Origin of the sequence: Bradyrhizobium sp. SZCCHNR1002 (genome assembly GCF_032381435.1) — a bacterium.
GTDB classification, from domain to species: Bacteria; Pseudomonadota; Alphaproteobacteria; order Rhizobiales; family Xanthobacteraceae; genus Bradyrhizobium; species Bradyrhizobium aeschynomenes.
The window spans coordinates 1-14299 of record NZ_JAUHIS010000004.1 but is presented as its reverse complement, the minus strand read 5'-3'; the positions used below and the strand labels follow the sequence as shown (position 1 = coordinate 14299).

At 63.0% G+C, this 14299-nt stretch carries 14 protein-coding genes; 1 reads left to right on the top strand and 13 read right to left on the bottom strand.

The features are described 5' to 3' along the window. Positions 1-57: 57 nt before the first annotated feature. The 3 genes from QX108_RS19915 to QX108_RS19905 all read right to left on the bottom strand — a co-directional run bounded on the left by QX108_RS19915 (position 58) and on the right by QX108_RS19905 (position 2083). A complete protein-coding gene (locus tag QX108_RS19915) occupies positions 58-1020 on the bottom strand; it encodes a TauD/TfdA family dioxygenase (RefSeq protein ID WP_315782900.1) in 963 nt (320 codons plus the stop codon). Between the two features lie 83 nt (positions 1021-1103). Next, positions 1104-1832, bottom strand: a complete 729-nt coding sequence (locus QX108_RS19910; RefSeq protein WP_315782902.1) for a thioesterase II family protein — start codon at positions 1830-1832, stop codon at positions 1104-1106. A 20-nt stretch (positions 1833-1852) separates the two neighbouring features. Continuing rightward, positions 1853-2083, bottom strand: a complete 231-nt coding sequence (locus tag QX108_RS19905) for an MbtH family protein (protein WP_315782904.1) — start codon at positions 2081-2083, stop codon at positions 1853-1855. Between QX108_RS19905 and QX108_RS19900 the strand changes: the two genes are divergently transcribed. After that, entirely contained in the window at positions 2082-2288 is a 207-nt protein-coding gene (locus QX108_RS19900; protein WP_315718972.1) for a hypothetical protein, read from the top strand. The two genes, QX108_RS19905 and QX108_RS19900, sit on opposite strands and share 2 nt — an antisense overlap. An 89-nt stretch (positions 2289-2377) precedes the next feature. On the opposite strand, the gene QX108_RS19895 is transcribed toward QX108_RS19900, so the two are convergent. The 10 genes from QX108_RS19895 to QX108_RS19850 form a co-directional block, all read right to left on the bottom strand. Next, on the bottom strand, positions 2378-4720 hold the full coding sequence (locus QX108_RS19895; RefSeq protein WP_315718971.1) for a TonB-dependent receptor: 2343 nt from the start codon (positions 4718-4720) through the stop codon (positions 2378-2380). 586 nt (positions 4721-5306) lie between these two features. Next, the gene (locus tag QX108_RS19890) at positions 5307-5561 is read right to left on the bottom strand and encodes a hypothetical protein (RefSeq protein WP_315718970.1); all 255 of its coding nucleotides are present in this window, start codon (positions 5559-5561) and stop codon (positions 5307-5309) included. Beyond that, positions 5558-6682, bottom strand: coding sequence for a PepSY-associated TM helix domain-containing protein (locus QX108_RS19885; RefSeq protein ID WP_315718969.1), 1125 nt, complete (start codon positions 6680-6682; stop codon positions 5558-5560). Before QX108_RS19885 ends, QX108_RS19890 begins: the two co-directional genes overlap by 4 nt. 641 nt (positions 6683-7323) lie before the next feature. Continuing rightward, a complete protein-coding gene (locus tag QX108_RS19880) occupies positions 7324-8019 on the bottom strand; it encodes an ABC transporter ATP-binding protein (protein WP_315718968.1) in 696 nt (231 codons plus the stop codon). Continuing rightward, positions 8019-8768, bottom strand: a complete 750-nt coding sequence (locus QX108_RS19875) for an ABC transporter ATP-binding protein (protein WP_315782905.1) — start codon at positions 8766-8768, stop codon at positions 8019-8021. The genes QX108_RS19880 and QX108_RS19875 overlap by 1 nt, the downstream gene beginning before the upstream one ends. Beyond that, positions 8765-10057 (bottom strand): branched-chain amino acid ABC transporter permease, encoded by a 1293-nt coding sequence (locus QX108_RS19870; protein ID WP_315782906.1) that lies wholly within the window; start codon positions 10055-10057, stop codon positions 8765-8767. The genes QX108_RS19875 and QX108_RS19870 overlap by 4 nt, the downstream gene beginning before the upstream one ends. Further along, positions 10054-11001 carry a branched-chain amino acid ABC transporter permease gene (locus QX108_RS19865; RefSeq protein WP_315782907.1) on the bottom strand — a complete coding sequence of 316 codons (948 nt, stop codon included), beginning with the start codon at positions 10999-11001 and terminating at the stop codon, positions 10054-10056. The genes QX108_RS19870 and QX108_RS19865 overlap by 4 nt, the downstream gene beginning before the upstream one ends. A gap of 107 nt (positions 11002-11108) precedes the next feature. Then, positions 11109-12341, bottom strand: coding sequence for a branched-chain amino acid ABC transporter substrate-binding protein (locus tag QX108_RS19860; protein ID WP_315782909.1), 1233 nt, complete (start codon positions 12339-12341; stop codon positions 11109-11111). Between the two features lie 27 nt (positions 12342-12368). Continuing rightward, positions 12369-12584 (bottom strand): hypothetical protein, encoded by a 216-nt coding sequence (locus QX108_RS19855; RefSeq protein WP_315782911.1) that lies wholly within the window; start codon positions 12582-12584, stop codon positions 12369-12371. Beyond that, complete coding sequence (locus tag QX108_RS19850; protein WP_315782913.1) at positions 12581-13852, bottom strand: serine hydrolase domain-containing protein; 1272 nt, start codon at positions 13850-13852, stop codon at positions 12581-12583. The genes QX108_RS19855 and QX108_RS19850 overlap by 4 nt, the downstream gene beginning before the upstream one ends. Between the last annotated feature and the right edge of the window lie 447 nt (positions 13853-14299).

The following is a 14299-nucleotide window of genomic DNA, read 5'->3' as shown; positions in this document are numbered from 1 at the left end:
GTTCCTGATGTCCGATGGCAGCGTGGCGTTCAACCAAGAGGGTCGGCGGGCGCCGGCTCAATGCAGTCCATGGGCTTGCGCCATCGCGACGATCACCCGGCGGGGACCTTTGAACGGCTCCCGCGCGTGCGCTGTCAGCATGTTGTCGAGCATCACGACGTCGCCCGCCTGCCAGGGGAAGACGATCTTGTGGCGATCGAGCACGCCTCGCACCGTGCTCAGCGTCTCGTCGTCGATCGGCGAGCCATCGCCATAGAAGGCGTTGCGCGGCAGCTCCAGCGGGTCGCCGACGATGTCGAGCAGGCTTTCGCGCACATCCGGTGCCAAGCTGGAGACATGGAACAGGTGTGCCTGGTTGAACCACACGACATCGCCGGTGACGGGGTGCACGGCGGTGCCCTGGCAGACCTGGCGTGTGCGCAGCTCGTCGCCCTCCTTCCATTCGCAGACGATCGAATGAGCCGCACAATAGGCTTCGACCTCTGCCTTCGAGTCGGTGCCGAACACCTGCCGCCAGTCGACGTCGAGACCGGCGCCATAGTTGCGGACGTACATCACGCCCTTCTCGGCAAACCGATTGCGTATGGCCGCGGGCATGTCGCGGTGAATGAGCCTGCTGTCGGCGATCGGCGTTTCGCCGCCCTGCTGAGCGGGCTGCTGGCAATAGAACCAGATCTTCATCGGCCAATCGCGCGTATAAGCCTGCTCGTTGTGCAGCGGGATGCTCTGGTGCGGCGGGTATTCGGTCGACGTGTAGACGCCCGAACTGACCTGCGATCGCGGGGTCGAGCCGAACTCGTAGGCGAGCAGCGGATGCCCGAAGCTGGCGGCAAAGCTCCTGAAAGCCTCGGCGCCATCGAGCTGAAAATCGCGAAACAGAATGCCGCCGCAGCCGTAGAGCTGACGCTCGATCATCTCGCGCACCTCGCTGACGGCTTCCGACAGCGGCTGCTGCTCGCGCCCCGCCCGCAGAAGGAACGGCAGAGACTCTGAATCTATTTTAGGTTGCATCTTGAACATGATGTCTCCCTATTCTCTCGAGTTCGGCATCGGATCGTCGACCCCGCCGATTTCCGGCGGGTTTTGCGCTCAGTGCACGGGGATCACGGCACGGCGCAGGTGACGGCAAGCTGCGGCTCCATCTGGCGAGCCAGCAATATCGTGATGCGGTTCAACAGCACCGCCTGCTGCGAGTGGATGAAGAAATGGTCTCCCGGCAACATGTCGAGCCCAAACGCGGCCGAGGTCTCGTGACGCCACGCCTTCAACGCCTCGAGATCCGTTTCATCCAGCTCCCCGCCAAAGGCATGAATCGGACAGGGCAACGCCTGACGACGCCGGTCGACATAGTTGCCGCACATCAGGAAATCGGCGCGCAAGATCGGCAGAGCGCTGCGCATGATCTCCATGTTTTCGAGCGCCTCCATCGGCGTGCCTTTCAGCCTCAGAAGCTCGTCTCGCAGGGCATCGTCATTCAACGGCTCCCGCCACCGATGGCCATCCCGCATCGTCGGCGCCTCCGTTCCGGACACGAACAACATTCGAGGAGCGGGTGCGCCGAGCGCGAGCAGCCTGTGCGCCATCTCGAAGGCGATCAGGCCACCGAGACTGTGGCCGAACAGGGCGTAGGGCCCAGCGAACGGCTTCTCGCTCAGCTCAGCCGCAAGTTGATCGGCCAGCACGGACGGGTCCGTGTGCAAGCGCTCGTCCATCCGCACACCGCGCCCGGGTAATTCCAACGGGACCACATCGATCCACGAGGGAAGACGTCGCTTCCAGCGCGCGTAGATCATGGCGCTGCCTCCCGCGTAGGGCAAACAGATGAGCCGCATCGTGGCCGATCTCCACTGCGTCAAGTTTCGGACACCGCGTGCGAGCTCTCCTCCATGAACTTGCGAAGCGAAAGCGGCCGCATGTCGGTCCATACCTGCTCGATATGGTCCAGGCACTCCTTCTTGCTTCCGGTCACGCCGACGGCTGTCCACCCGTTCGGGACCTCCTTGAACGTCGGCCAGATCGAATATTGCTCTTCGTGATTGATGACGACCGTGAAGGTGACGTCGTCTCTGTCGAAGACCATCATGTCCGGCTACTCCCAACTAACAAGCTACGTTTCTGAACTACGAGTAATGCAGTTGCGAATGACAGTCAAAGTGATACCGCTGATCGAAGTTTTTAATCTCTCCAAGGTGACCTACGGCAAACGTTTCAACATCAGGGTGCATTCGATGAAATGCGACTATTCTCCGATCGCCCGTCCCAAGTATGCATCGATATGCGAAGCCTGACGCGCGAAGACTGATGCAGACGATGGGAGACGGAAGGCCGCCGCACAACTTCTATGCGACGGCCCTTTCGTCGGGAGTCGTCCCGCCGCTCAGAAATTGAACGTCGTTGAGACCAGATAGGTGCGCGGCGCGCCCAGAGTGATCACGCTGCTATAGGCGGACGCCCAATAGGCCTTGTTGAATACGTTCTCGACGCTGGCCCGCACCACAATGGGCTTTCCGTTCCAGGGCGACGTGAAGGTATAGCGGGCCCCCAGATCAAAACGCGTCCAGTCTGGCAGCACGAGCTTGTTGTACGTATCGACATATTGCTCGCCGGTGTAAACGACGCGGCCCGTCAAGGTAAGATCCCGCACGAACGGTGTATCCCATTCGGCGCCCAGGTTGACCGTGAGTTCAGGGACGCCGACTGCACGCTTGCCGTCAGTGAGGCCCCCCGATGTCTTCTCCTGCACACCATGGATATAGGCGAGACCTCCGAGTAGCCGAAACGCTGGCGTCACCTCGCCGAAGACGTTGAATTCAGCGCCGGTGTTGCGCTGAACGCCATTCATCACCTGCGTCAGTGAACCAGACGTTCCCGTCGTAATCACGCTGGGTTTGGAAATGTCGAAGGCGCTCAGTGTGGTTGTGATGCGACCAAAATCGATCTTGACGCCGGTCTCGACCTGCTTGGTCTGACCGGGCGCGAACACCGTGCCGGAGTTCGTGTAACCGGTTGGGACGACGACCGGCGTCTGCAGGCCCTCGATGTAGTTGGCATAGAGCGAGACGTGCTCGACCGGCTTTACCACCAGGGCATAGGCGGGTGTCCAGACGGAGGTGTCCGAGAACGGACGACTTCCGCTCGAAGATATCAGGTTGGTTACCTCGGTGCCCGCGGTCTGCCTGCGGACGCCGACCGTGAGCTGGACACGTTTGTTGAGGATCGACATCGTATCTGATACACCGACGCTCCAGAGATTGGCGCCAATGATCTGGTCGGCGAACAGCCGGGGGAAGTCCGGCAGACCGACGTTGGTCGGCTCGGTGTACAGATTCCATTGCAGCGGGGCAGCGCCCGCTTTCACGGTCGTGAGATGCTGACCATAGGTCCGATCGGTGATCGAGTAACCGACGTTGACGGCATGGTTGACCGGACCCGTGTCCATCGTGGCGCGGATCCCCGCGTCGCCGGCCAGCGTTTCGAACCTCTCGCTGGCTGTTCCGGGAAGCGGCACTGCGATGTTGCCCGCGTTGTCAATGAGATTGGGCGACGGATAGCGATAGTTGATGTTGCTGTCGTGGTAGCCGAACGACGCGTAGGCGGTGAGCTTGTCGTTCAGATCGACCTCGCCCTTGACCGTCGAATAGAAGTCCGTCGGCACGTAATAGGCCCAGGGGACCTGAAAGTTGGTGCCCGCAGCCGGGGGCGCCGGAATGCTCGTTATCTTGGTCGTGCTTGACGTGTCCAGACCGAAGAATCGCAGGGGCGGCCGCAGGTTGTCGGCCTGATAGCCGACATCGGCATCGATTCGGACGTTCTCGCCGTGATAGTCAACTGCCAGATTGGCGTTGCCCAGTTCATCGGTCTGCCGGTTCCAAGGCGTGTCCCCCTTCGAGTAGCCGCCGTTGAAGCGTACACCCCATTCCTTACGCTCGCCGAAGCGGCGGCCGACGTCAATCTGCTCACCGAACTGCGACCTCGATACGTAGGTCGTGGTCAATTGGGTGATGTCCGTATCCAGTGCGTGCTTTGTGACGAGGTTTACACTGCCGCCCACGGCGCCAGCGCTCGATGCACCGGTGCCGCCCACTGTCATGCCATTGAGCAGAGCAGCCGGTCCTTTCAGCAGCTCCACGCGTTCGATGAAGTTTGCCCCCGTCGAGTAATAGGGCGCGATGCCCGCGAGGCCGTTCAGAGAGTAGTCGCCGCTGTCGTACTGGAAGCCCCGGATGAAAAGACTGTCGGCACCGCCGCCGGCGGCCTGGACCGTGCGCACCGAGGGATCATTGATCAGCACGTCGCGGATGGTGCGGGCCTGCTGGTTCTGGATCAGTTGCGACGTGAAACTGGTCTGGTTGAAGGGCGTGTCCATCACGCCGCGATTGCCGAGCAGCCCGAGCCCGCCGCCGCTCGCAACCTGGCCGCCGGCATAGGGTGACGGCGGCGCGCCGATCGTGCCTGTCGACGGCGTCACGTAGGGAACAGGAGCCCTGGGGGGGAGATTTCGCGTTGCGACCCGGCGTTGCGCGTTCCGCGTCGAGGTCGCCTGGGTTCTTTGAACGGTCTGCCGCGCCTTCGGCTTGGGCGCGTCGACCGTCACGTCGGGAAGCTTGGTCTGCGCGAACGCCTGTTGGACGCCCCAGACATTCAGCGTGAGCGCCAACGAGCTCACAAGACCCAATGAAATCGTAAACCCGACGTCTCTATCCTTCACGCGACAAATCATTCTGACACCCCGATCATTCCAAGTTCCAACTTGGTCCGTCGGCGCTCCTAACACACGGGTATTCGAGGATGGCGTCGCTGCACGTAGAACTCGTCTAACGAACGACATCTTCGCCGAAGAGAACGATTCAAGGGCTTGTCGTTGCAGCAGGATTTTTTTACGGGCGACTTCTTCGAAGCCTTCCAAAGAAGCGCGCGACTCTCGCACTTCACCATGAGCTACGCACTCGCTCTTGAGCAAAACGGCACGTCTCAAGCGTCACGATTGAGACGAGGACGTCGGTCCCACGTCGGCGCCGGCGATGCGGGCGCGCCTTTACTAATCAGTGCATCTCTTTGATTCAATAAATCTGCGAAATCGCCGCAACTCTGCCGCATCTTATTCAGATGCGCAACCGCCGGCGCGCCTCTTTGTGTCCGATTGTTTCAAGAGCCAGGATCAGCTCTGCGTCGCTCGTGCGTCGGTAGACTGCGGGCTGAATGCAGCGGCCGCGCGACAGCGAGCGTCTCGAGCGAGGTCAGGCTGACGCCATCTGGGCCTCGTCGGCATCACGGTGTCGGAATGGGACCAGTCGGCAGGGCGTTTTCTACGCGTCGACCTGCACGTCCTGAGAGCCTGGTTGAGAGCCGAAATTCCATCCTGCGCTGTAGATCAGCGACAGCAGGATCGGAACCGATAGTCCGAGCCAGCACAGGCCGTCCCACAGGCCGTCGCCGAACAAGCCGAAGATCAGGCCGGCTGCGGCGACGATGCCGACCAGCAACGGCGCGCGAAACACCTGCCATGTCGACAGCTGCGCCACGCGGGCCGACGGCGCTGAGGTCGATGCGGACGAGCTCATGGCGACACCGTCACCGGCGCGGCAACGACGCTCGCGAGCCGGCGCTTGCTGCCCCATCGCTTGGCAGCCCAGAGATAGAGACCGCTGCAGAGCACGATGATGGTGATCACGTCGAGCAGCGCCCAGATGATCTTCAGCGGCAGTCCGCCATAGTCGCCAAAATGCAGCGGCCGCGACACCTGAAGCGCGCGCAGATACCAAGCCAGCTGCGGCGCCACCATCTTGGTGCTGTCCCGCGCGTCGACCATCACGGGCGTGAACATGCGCGCCGTGAATGGCGTCCTGCCCTTTGTCCAGACGATCACATGCTGCGGGCTGCCGAACCGTGCGGTCGTCGGCATGGTCACGGACGCCACCAGCCGGTCAGGGAACGCCGTGCGGACCGCGTCGACCGCGGCCTCGACGGATGCGGCCTCGGCAAGCGGTTTGCCCTGATAGGGAGCGAGCAGCGCCGGCATGGTCTGAGCCCGCCAGAGATCGAACAACGGCACCGCGAGCGTGTTGATGGTGCCGGTCACGCCGACCGCAAGCGTCCAGCTCACCGTGACGATCCCGAGCAGATTGTGCATGTCGAGCCATTTGAGGCGTGTCGAGCGATCCCGTACCGTTCCAAATTGCAGACGCCGCATGAACGGCCAATAGACCACGACGCCCGAGACGATGGACGCCGCGAACACCAATCCCATCAGACCGAGAAAGAGCTCACCGGGCAGGCCCGTGAACATGTCCCTGTGGATGCGCAGGATGATGTCCATGACGTCCTGCCGCGGCGGCTCCTCGCCGAGGACGACACCAGTGCGGGTATCGACGGTCAGCCGATGAAACTGGCCCGGCACCGGGATGGCAGTCGGCGACATCGCGACGACGACGAGCGGCTCGGTTTCCTTCACGGCCACGAACATGACGTACTGCTCGGGCAATTGCTGCCTGGCAGAGGCGATCAGGCGATCGAGCGGCAGAACGGGAGTTCCTGGCGGCATCGCGGGCGCGGAAATCTCGTCCTCGAGATAGTGGCTGATCTCGTCATGGAAGATCAGCGGAAGTCCCGTCAGACACAGCATCAGCAGAAAGATCATGCTGATCAGCGACGTCCACGTGTGAACCTGAACCCACAGCCGCATTGCGCTCGAACCTACCTTGCTTCACCACCCACCGCGCCCCGGCACCCAGCAGCGCCAGACATTTGCATCGAATCTCGGCATCGCAGTCACCTGCATCCGGGACGCTGGGCGGGATGGATCGACCACGATCGAAATCCGACAATCCGGAAACCAGCAGACGAGCGAAAGCGCGCGCACGGCCAGCGCTCGACGCTCATCCCACTCTGCGCACCAATGACGAGTCCGGCAGCTGCCAAAACGACAAGGACTTCGTCGCTCAAGACAAATCGAGAGCCGGTATCATGCTGATCATGCCGTGATGCATCAATCGAATTCGACGGCGACGCCGCTGGAATCGCTTTAAGGTAGCGCATGAAATGTGGCTTGCCCGACCGCTTCCCCTCCCGCACGTCGGGCATCGCGTGGTCGAAGTCGGGCGGAATTCCGGACGCGGCATCGCGCACTGCGACGCGCGATCGGCAAAAATCCGCCTATTCTGCTGCATGACCCGCTGGCGCAACCAGCCCGCCACCGTGATCAGAAGCGCAAAACTCTCGTCATGGGTGGTCCAAATTTCGGTCTCACTGCGAGACCTACTCGGACTCAAAATGCTGCTGGATGAAACTTCGGTGGCGGGTGACCGTCCCCAAATTCCGCGACGGTCAGACTTCGAGCCATTCCTGGCGCACCGCGGTGTTGGCCTTGAGCTGGTCCGGTGTTCCCTCGAACACGACGCGGCCGTGACCCATGACGTAGACGCGCTTGGAGATGCGCATCGCAATCGAGAGCTTCTGCTCCACCAGCAGGATCGCAACACCGGCCTCCGCGATCCGCGCGATCAGGTCGCCGACCTGCTGCACGATCAGCGGCGCCAGACCTTCGGTCGGCTCGTCGATCATGATCAGATCAGGGTCGCCCATCAGCGTCCGGCAGGTGGTCAGCATCTGCTTCTCACCGCCCGAGAGCACGCCGGCCGGCGTATCGGCGCGCGCGGCGAGATTGGGAAACATGTCCAGCATGTCCTGCAGGCGCCACTTGCCCGGCCGCCTGATATCCTTGATGCCGAGCACGAGATTCTGACGCACGGTCAGGCTCGGAAAGATGTCGCGATGCTCGGGCACGTAGCCGAGCCCGAGCCGCGCAATCTTGTAGCTCGGCAGGCCGGCAATGTCCCTGCCCTTGAAGCGGATCGTCCCCTGCGGACTGACCTCGCCCATGATCGCCTTGACGGTGGTCGAGCGTCCGACGCCGTTGCGGCCGAGCAGGCTGACGACTTCGCCCGCGGCGACGTCGAGATCGACGCCCTGGAGGATGTGGCTCTTGCCGTAATAGGCGTGGAGGTTCCTGACTTCGAGCATCAGTGGGCCTCCTCGCCGAGATAGGCTTCCCTCACCTTCGGGTCGCGCCGGATCTCCTCCGGAGTCCCCGACGCGATGATGTGGCCATAGACCAGCACCGAGATGCGATCGGCAAGGCCGAACACGACGCTCATGTCGTGCTCCACGATCACCAAGGTGCGCCCTTCGGTGAGCCGCCGGATCAAGGCCACGGCGCGCTCGGTTTCCGCGTTGCTCATTCCGGCGGTCGGCTCGTCGAGCATGACGACGGTCGCGCCGCTCGCGATGGTCACGCCGATCTCGAGCTCGCGCTGCTCGGCATAGGTCAACAGCCCCGCGGGAACGTCACGCCGGTGGGTGAGATGGATGTCGTCGAGGATCTCCGCGGTCCGCTGACGCACCTCCGGCAGGCTGTCGACGTTCTTCCAGAAGGCGTAGCGATGCCCGGTCGCCCACAGCACGGCACACCGAACGTTCTCCCACACCGTCATGCGGGAGAATACGTTGGTCACCTGGAACGAGCGTGACAGGCCGCGGCGGTTGATCTCGAACGGCTGCAGGCCCGAGATGACAGCGCCGTTCAATCGCACCTCGCCCGAACTCGGCCGGATGTGGCCGCTGATCAGGTTGAACGTCGTGGACTTGCCGGCACCGTTCGGACCAATGATGGCGTGTCGCTCGCCCTTGGCAACGCTGAGATTGAGGTCACGGATCACGCTGACATTGCCGAAGCGCTTTTCGACGCCGCGGACTTCGATGGCTGCTGTCATGCCAGATACCCCCGGTCTCGCGCCACGGTGGCGGCCCTGTCCCAGGCTTCGGCGATCCGTCGCCAAGTCAAGCGTGCGACGAGGAATCCACCCACTACCTCGACCGCGGCGACAGCCCACGTCACCGGAGATTGCGGATTGAACGCCACGCCGAACAGGTTGATCGCGTCGCCGCCGGAATAGCGCGCGACCGTCTCAATGGTCAGGATGACGCCGCAGGCGAGCGCCGCGGTCGGCACGACCGCCAGGAGATAGGACGGGATCACCATTCCGAGTGTCCCGGCGCCGATCAGCGGCCGGTGCATCATCAACAGGCCGGCGATGCCGCCGGGCGAGAACATGACGATCCCGATGAAGATGAGACCGAAATACAGTTGCCAGACGCTGGTGAGGCTCGTCAGCCCGAGCTGGAGATAGGTCACCAGGATGGCGCCGAGGATCGGGCCGAAGAAATAGGCCGTCCCGCCGATGAAGGTCGAAAACAGCACGAGCCCCGACTGGATCGCGCCGAGATAGGCGGAATTGGCGATCTCGAAGCTGATCGCCGCGAGGCCCCCCGCGACGCCAGCGAAGAAGCCGGCGAAGCAGTAAGCGAGATAGCGGACGACATGAGGATCGTAGCCGATGAACTGGACGCGTTCGGGATTGTCGCGAACGGCGTTGCTGATCCGCCCCAAGGGCGTCCGGGTCAGCGCGTACATCGCGATCGCCGAGAGCACCAGCCAGAACGCAATGAGGTAATAGACCTGCAGCTGCGGCCCGAAGGTCCAGCCGAACATGCGCGGCAAGGCCGTGCGGTCGGTGGTGATGCCGGCTTCGCCGCCGAACACCGAGCGCAGGATCAGCGACGACGATGCGACGAGCTCGCCGATCCCAAGCGAGATCATCGCGAACACCGTGCCGGCCCGCTTGGTCATCACCCAGCCGAGGAGAATGGCGAAGGCGAGCCCGCCCAGCCCGCCGAACAGCGGAATGAACGGCAGCGGAACCGGCCAGCCATGCGCGACCACCGCATTCATCATATGGCAGGCGGCGAAGCCGCCCAGGCCGTAGTGAACCGCATGGCCGAACGACAGCAGCCCGGTCTGGCCGAGCAGGATGTTGTAGGAGAGCGCAAAGACGATCGCGATCCCGATCAGGCTGAACGAGGTCAGCGATCCGCCCGAGCTGAACAGCAGCGGCAGGATGATCAGCACGGCAATGCCGAGCAGCCAGATGGCGTAGAAGCGGAGGTGGGAGCCGGCCGACCGCGCCGACACGGGCGAGGCCGAGGTTACTGCTGCGGTCATGATTCACGCGTCCCCATCAGGCCCACGGGACGCACGATCAGCACCAGCACCAGCAGCAGGTAGGGCACGATCGGCGCGACCTGCGCGATCGTGACGTTCCAGATGTCGGTGAGTACCGATGGTCCGGCCGAGGGATCGAGCGGGCCGAAGGCGCTCGCCAGCGAGCCGTTCAAGGCCACGGCGAAGGTCTGGACGAGGCCGATCACCAGCGAGGCGATGAAGGCGCCCGGCAGCGAGCCAAGGCCGCCGAACACGATGACCACGAACAGGATCGGGCCGAGCGCCGCGGCCATGTCGGACTGCGTCACCAACGCAGGTCCGGCGATGACGCCGGCGAGACCCGCCAGCGCGCTGCCGACCCCGAACACCACCATGAACACGCGTCCGACATTGTGGCCGAGATGGCCCACCATGTGAGGATGCGTCAACGCCGCCTGTACGATCAGGCCGACGCGGGTGCGCTTGAGCACGACCAGCAGCACCACGAAGATCGTGACCGACACGGCCAGCATGAACAGCTTGTAGGCTGGATAGTTGGTCGAGAAGATCGTGAACGCGGGAAAATCCAGCAGCGCCGGGACGCGATAGTCCAGCGGCGTCTTGCCCCAGATCATCGAGACGATTTCCTCGATCGCGAATGCGAGGCCGAAGGTCAGCAGCAGCTCGGCGACATGACCATGCTTGTGCGTATTGCGCAGCCCGTAACGTTCGACGGCCATGCCGATCGCTCCCACCAGGAGCGGCGCCAGCAGCAGCGCCGGCCAGAAGCCCATCCATTTGGTGAGCTGGAAGCCGAAAAAGGCGCCCAGCATGTAGAAGCTCGCATGGGCGAAATTGAGCACCCCCATCATGCTGAAGATGACGGTCAATCCGCTCGATAGCAGGAACAGCAGCATGCCGAACAGCACGCCGTTGAGGGTGGAGATGACGATGAGTTCAAGCACGGCGCACTCGCGAATGTCGGGCTTCGATGCCCTGGCCGCTCAGTCCGGGTCAGATCGGCGTGAGGCCTCCCGCACGGTGGGGCCGTGCGGGAGGCCGGCGCAGATGGTTACGGGCGCGTCATCTTGCAGGTCGTGGACACCATGGCCTGGGGCGTATCGACCTTGGAGACCAGATGCCATCCCCAGCCGGTGTTCTCCTCGTCGAACGGCTCGTTCGCCGCAAGCTTGCCGAAGGAGGAGATGTAGATCGGCTGGAAGAACTGGTGGTCATCCTTGCGCATGAGGCCGGTGCCGCCGTCCAGGACCTCGAACTTGAGATCCTCAAGCGCGGCGGCGACCTTCACCGGATCGACGGAGTTGGCCTTCTCGGCCGCCGCCTTGAACATGCGCATCTCGTTGACCGCGCGCGGATACCACAGCGACATGTTGACCTTGGCGCGGAACGCCTTCTCGTAGTCCATCGCCGATTGGTTGCCGGAGTTGGCGAAGCCTTCGGTCAGCTGGAAGACCTGATGATCCAGGCCGGTCTGCTTGATCGCGGTCGGACCGCCGGCGCCGCCGGCGTAATACGTGTACCAATTGACCTTCAGGCCGGCGTCGGCCGCCGCCTTGAGCAGCAGCGCGATGTCCTGGCCCCAATTGCCGGTGATGACGCTGTCGGCGCCGGAGGCCTTGATCTTGGCGATATAGGGCGAGAAGTCCGTGATCTTCAGCAGCGGATGCAGCTCGTCGCCGACGATCTGCACATCGGCGCGCTTCGCCGCCAGCATCTTGCGCGCGTCGCTGCGGACGGACTGGCCGAACGAATAGTCCTGGTTGATCAGGTACACCTTCTTGATGGACGGGATGTCCTTGATGTAGTTGGTCAGCGCCTCCATCTTGATGTCCGAGCTGGCATCCCAGCGGAAATGCCAATAGCTGCACTTCTCGTTGGTCATGCTCGGATCGACGGCGGCATAGTTGAAATAAAGCACTTCCTTGCCCGGATTGCGGGTGTTGTGCTTGTTGACGAAGTCCTCCAGGGCGAGCCCGACGGATGAACCGTTGCCTTGCGTGATGTAGCGAACGCCGGCATCGATCGCCTTCTGGGCCTGGACCAGGCTCTCCTGCGGATTGGTCTTGTTGTCGTACGGCACGATCTCGACCTTGCGGCCGAGAATGCCGCCCTTGGCGTTGAGCTCGTCGGCCAGATATTGGAAAGTCTTCAGGCCCCCCTCGCCCACGCTGGCACCACCGCCGGACAGCGGATCGATATAGCCGATCTTGATGGTGTCCTCGGCCTGCGCGGCATGACCGAGCATCGGAACGATCAGGGCAATGGCCAAAGTTAACTTGCGCATATTTTGTTTCCTCACTGGCTGTCGACTTCAGTCGATCGATCGATGCGCATGATCGCGCAATTTGAAAAGGCACTGAGCAGAATAACGGGCGGAATACAAGCTCAAGGATGTCACGAAGGCATGTTGCAGTTCCGGCATGCGAGGCAGAAGCTCGCGCTGCTCGAACGTTTCATTGCGCGGAATGTCGGCGTCCACATCGTGGACAAGCCTCCTTTCCACCACTCGCATCCGCGGCAAGGTCATATCGTGTGTTCCGCCATATCGGACAGCGCCGCATAGGTTCCACTCTGAAAAATGGGCAGAGCCCGGCGCCCGGCAGCGCCGCGCCCGGTGGCGATCGTGGCCGCTACTCCGGCCGAAACCGGCACCTGATGCTGAATCAGATAGATCATGATCAGATCGTTGACGGGATCGACCTGCCACCACGTGCCGAAAATGCCCGGCCAGGTCATCGATCCCGGCGCGCCGCAGGCATAGGGATTGCCGACCGGCGTCTCGGCAATCGCAACCCCGAGCCCGAACCCGCAGGCCTGCCACAGCGGCATGCCGGCGAATGGGACATTCCGCTGCGACGGGGTCAGACGGTTGGTCCGCATCAGCTCGACGGTTTCACGCCGCAGCAACCTGACGCCGTTCAGCTTCCCTCCTCCGAGCAGCATGCACGCGAACCGATGATAGTCGGGCGCGGACGAGATCAAGCCGCCACCGCCAGGCGTGTAGGCGGGCGGCGCGTCGTACATCACCGGCTCGACCTTCGCGAGCCGGCTTGTCGCCTCGTCATAGCTGTACAGGCTTGCGAGACGATCGCGCTTGGCATGCGGCAACCAGAAATCGGTATCGACCATGCCGAGCGGGGCGAAGATGCGCTCTCGCAGCACCTCCCGGAACGGCTTGCCTTCGACCCGGCCGATCAGGAAACCGAGCACGTCGGTCGAATGACCATAGTGGAATCGGTCGCCGGGCTGATGCGCCAGCGGCAGCGTACCGAGCGCGGCGAGCCATTGGTCGGGCGTCGACCGGTTCATGGCGGGATCGCCGAGCGCGCGCTCGTAGGCGAGCTTGAGCGGGCCTTCCGAAAAGAACGCGTAGGCAATCCCTGCGCGATGCGTCAGCAGATCCTCGATCGTGACCGCGCGGTTGGCGGGCACGGTGTCGTCAAGCGGACCAGCGGGATTGCGCAGCACCCGCAGATCGGCGAGCTCCGGAACCCAGCGCGAGATCGGGTCCGCCAAGCCGATCCTGCCTTCCTCGACCAGCATCATCGCCGCCACCGAGGTGATCGGCTTGGTCATCGACGCGATCCGGAACAGCGTGTCCGGGCGCATCGGGCTCTTGGTCTCGACATCGCGCCAGCCGATGGTCTCTGCGTGAACGACCTCGCCGCCCCGCGACGTCAGCGACACGATGCCTGCGAACTCTCCGCGATCGACGAACTCGGCGAGCGCCGGGCCGATCGCTGCGAGCGCCGCGGGGTCGAAGCCCCGACGGCGGCGAACGGCTTCACTGGTCATGCGCGGCGCTCCGATGGAGAGAGTTCTTTGGGTGGACGCCGGCACAGGACAAGCGGCGTGGGCTTAAGGCTCAGGGTCAGGCGAGATGACCTAGACGACCGTTTCCGGAATCCTGGCACGTCGACCATGTGACCCCCGCTGTCATCGTCCGCGAAAGCGGACGATCCAGTACGCCGTGACACCTCGGTGAGTCTCCTCCGCTGCGGAGTACTGGATGCCCCGCTTTCGCGGAGCATGACCGTGGTGGAGATGGCGAGAACTTGCCCCCCCCCGGAAACGACCTGTTCCAAGGAAGTTGGTCTAGGTTCTGTACTCATAAATGGATTCCGTTAGCTGACGGACGGTGATTCACTCCCCTTAGGTGATTTGGGGGGGGGCGAAATGGCGCGGTTTGACCTGAGCGATCGAGAATGGGCTTTGATCAAGCCCTTGCTGCCGAATAAGCCG